Annotated in this window: 5 protein-coding genes; 4 read left to right on the top strand and 1 reads right to left on the bottom strand. The window is 59.9% G+C overall.

What is annotated here, in order from left to right; all coding sequences use genetic code 11:
* Positions 1-123: 123 nt before the first annotated feature.
* The 4 genes from CWO89_RS43050 to CWO89_RS43035 all read left to right on the top strand — a co-directional run bounded on the left by CWO89_RS43050 (position 124) and on the right by CWO89_RS43035 (position 2,199).
* Entirely contained in the window at positions 124-585 is a 462-nt protein-coding gene (locus CWO89_RS43050; protein WP_130584251.1) for a DUF6163 family protein, read from the top strand.
* Between the two features lie 372 nt (positions 586-957).
* A complete protein-coding gene (gene ldtR / locus CWO89_RS43045; protein ID WP_130584250.1) occupies positions 958-1,476 on the top strand; it encodes a transcriptional regulator LdtR in 519 nt (172 codons plus the stop codon).
* A 251-nt stretch (positions 1,477-1,727) separates the two neighbouring features.
* A complete protein-coding gene (locus CWO89_RS43040; RefSeq protein WP_130584249.1) occupies positions 1,728-1,955 on the top strand; it encodes a hypothetical protein in 228 nt (75 codons plus the stop codon).
* Positions 1,956-1,977: 22 nt separating this feature from the next.
* Positions 1,978-2,199, top strand: coding sequence for a hypothetical protein (locus tag CWO89_RS43035; protein ID WP_130584248.1), 222 nt, complete (start codon positions 1,978-1,980; stop codon positions 2,197-2,199).
* Between the two features lie 113 nt (positions 2,200-2,312).
* On the opposite strand, the gene CWO89_RS47360 is transcribed toward CWO89_RS43035, so the two are convergent.
* Positions 2,313-2,514, bottom strand: a 202-nt coding sequence (locus CWO89_RS47360) for a hypothetical protein (RefSeq protein ID WP_207234698.1), incomplete at its 5' end; no start/stop codon positions are given.

Here is a 2,514-nt window from a genome sequence, read left to right as displayed (position 1 = left end):
CTAGCATCCTCGTCCAGTAACGTCACGGCGCCGTTGATCTGCCGCAACTGCAATTGATTTTGCCGGCCGGGCGGGCCAAGACTGCGCCGATGACCCATTTCGCTTCCACGGACAGCTCCCGCGATGTCTGACACCTCCGCGCGCGACCAATCGCGGGACAATGCGATATCGGTTGCGGCGATGTCGTCGGACCGGATCCAGCGGGACGAGAATGTATGGACCCGCCGGCTCGTCTTCTTCCTCCGCATCATGGCCGTGGTCTCGATCGCCAAGGGCCTCTACCACTGGGCGCAGGTGACGGGATTCGTCGGCTCCGAGGAGGAGGCCTTCGAGAACCAGTCGATGGCCTGGCAGACCGCGACCATCTACTTCGCTGTCATCGAGCTCGTCGCCGCCGTCGGGCTGTGGCTCGCCACGCCCTGGGGCGCGGTGGTGTGGCTGACCACCGTCGTCTCGATGGCCGTGATCGAATTGATGTTTCCGAACATCTACGGCGGCAGCCTGACGGTGGTGGTGTTCGAAGCGCTGATGCTCGCCGGCTATCTCGCGCTCGCCTGGATGGCCGCACGCGAACGGCCGCCATAGCGCGCATTAACGTGCGTGTGCAGGAAACACGATCGGCGCCGCGAAAATTTTCAGAAAATTTCCCGGTAACACTTCGCTCACCGTAAAGGGTTCCCTCATATCTATTACGCGGTCGTTTCGAATTTGAGCGAAGCTGTTTCCGATTGTGACAGGGCATGCAGACGAAGCGTGAACAGGAGCGCTCCACCGTCAATGAAGGGTTGCGAAAAGTCCTTGATTGACGGGCTTAATCCGCGATTCACTGTCTTAAATTCATGATCTCTTTATTGTCTTATTTAAGCTGATGTTCAAACGGCCCCCTTAAGTTGAACCTATCAGGCGGGACACAAGTTTCGTCGAATAAGTCGATAAAACGACAACAGGGGAAGTGTCATGATCAAAGCCGTTGCCTCAACGGCGGTGGAAACCGCTGATCGCGCCGCCGGCCAGCCGACGGTTCAGTCGCTCTATCTCGAAGCCCTTACGCTGGTGGAGCGGCTGCATCGCCGGCTGCTCGACGTCATCAAGGACGAGTTCGACCGCCGCGGGCGCGCCGACATCAATTCGGTGCAGGCGCTGTTGCTCTACAATATCGGCGACAAGGAATTGACCGCGGGTGAGCTGCGCACGCGCGGCTACTATCTCGGCTCCAACGTCTCCTACAATCTGAAGAAGCTCGTCGAGCTCGGCTTCCTCGATCATCAGCGCTCGCGTGTCGATCGCCGCTCGGTGCGCATCCGCCTCACGCCGCAGGGCCAGGAGATCCGCCGCATCGTCGATGCGCTCTACCAGAAGCACGTCAAGACCGTGGAGCAGGTTGGCGGCATCTCGAACGAGGAGTTCTCGACGCTGAACAAGTCGCTGCACCGGCTCGAGCGGTTCTGGACCGACCAGATCCTCTATCGCCTCTGACACCTTCAAGACTTCGCACCTCCAAGACTTCGCACCTCCAAGACTTCAACACCTCCAAGACTTCGCCAGATCCAGGACTTCGCCAGAGCGGCCAAGCCGGCCCGATAGAAGACCGGCAAGCCGTCATCCTCCAGCAAAGCGCATCGACTGTGCCCGGTCGGTGCGCTTTGTTTTTGGCACCGCAAAAAGAGTTTCGCGGAACAGGGAACCAGTTGCGGCCTCGCGCTTTATCTCGGGCTATGGAGAGCGAGATGCTGGTCGAGCGCGGAATGTGGGCGATGAATGTCGAAGTGGTCGGCGAGGCCTACGCCATCGCCTCCAACTATCTGCGCAGGACCGGCACCATTCCGGACGGTTATGCCACCAACGAGCAATTGCTCACGATCATCGTGCAGATGTTCCGGCGCGGCGAAACCAACAGGATCAAGCTCGCCAACAAGGCGATCGCCGAGTTCGAAGCAGCACAGCTCGTGATCTGATCATTCCCAATCGGAGAAAGTGATGGAAGCCGCGATCGATCGCATCATGCACACCTATGACCTCCTTGCGAACCGCACCGCCGCGGCGAGCGACGAGGCGCGGGCGAAGGTGACGGAATATGTCCGCACCTTGTTCGAAGCGGGCGAGACCGACCCGCACCGGTTGACGGTCTGCGGATTGACGTACTTGCGCCAGCTCGACGGCTCCACCGATCATGTGAAGGCTGGGTTTACGGGGCTGTAGCGCGACGCGAGTTGCCGCTGCATCCTCTGTAGGGTGGGCAAAGGCGCACTTGCGCCGTGCCCACCACCCAGTGCTGTACTCGCGATGGTGGGCACGCTTCGCTTTGCCCACCCCTACGGCGTCGTCGCAGACTTCATGATTCGAATGTCAAACAGCTCTCCGCTGTCATCGTCCGGCTTGACCGGACGATCCAGTATTCCAGAGACGCCTGAGCTTAAATCGAGAGGCCGCAGGTTACTGGATGCCCCGCCTTCGCGGAGCATGACGGTGGAGTTGGTGAGAAGATACGAGTCCGCATTCTCGCGGCGCATTACG

The sequence above is a fragment of the Bradyrhizobium sp. Leo170 genome (assembly GCF_004296405.1).
Classification (GTDB): domain Bacteria; phylum Pseudomonadota; class Alphaproteobacteria; order Rhizobiales; family Xanthobacteraceae; genus Bradyrhizobium.
This window is presented reverse-complemented; position numbering and strand designations above follow the sequence as displayed.

Excerpts from the sequence above, each read along its gene's own strand:
- CWO89_RS43040 (WP_130584249.1), top strand. The coding sequence starts at position 1,728 with ATGCTGGTCGAGCGCGGAATGTGGGCGATGAATGTCGAAGTGGTCGGC.
- CWO89_RS43035 (WP_130584248.1), top strand. The coding sequence starts at position 1,978 with ATGGAAGCCGCGATCGATCGCATCATGCACACCTATGACCTCCTTGCG.
- CWO89_RS43050 (WP_130584251.1), top strand. The coding sequence starts at position 124 with ATGTCTGACACCTCCGCGCGCGACCAATCGCGGGACAATGCGATATCG.
- ldtR (WP_130584250.1), top strand. The coding sequence starts at position 958 with ATGATCAAAGCCGTTGCCTCAACGGCGGTGGAAACCGCTGATCGCGCC.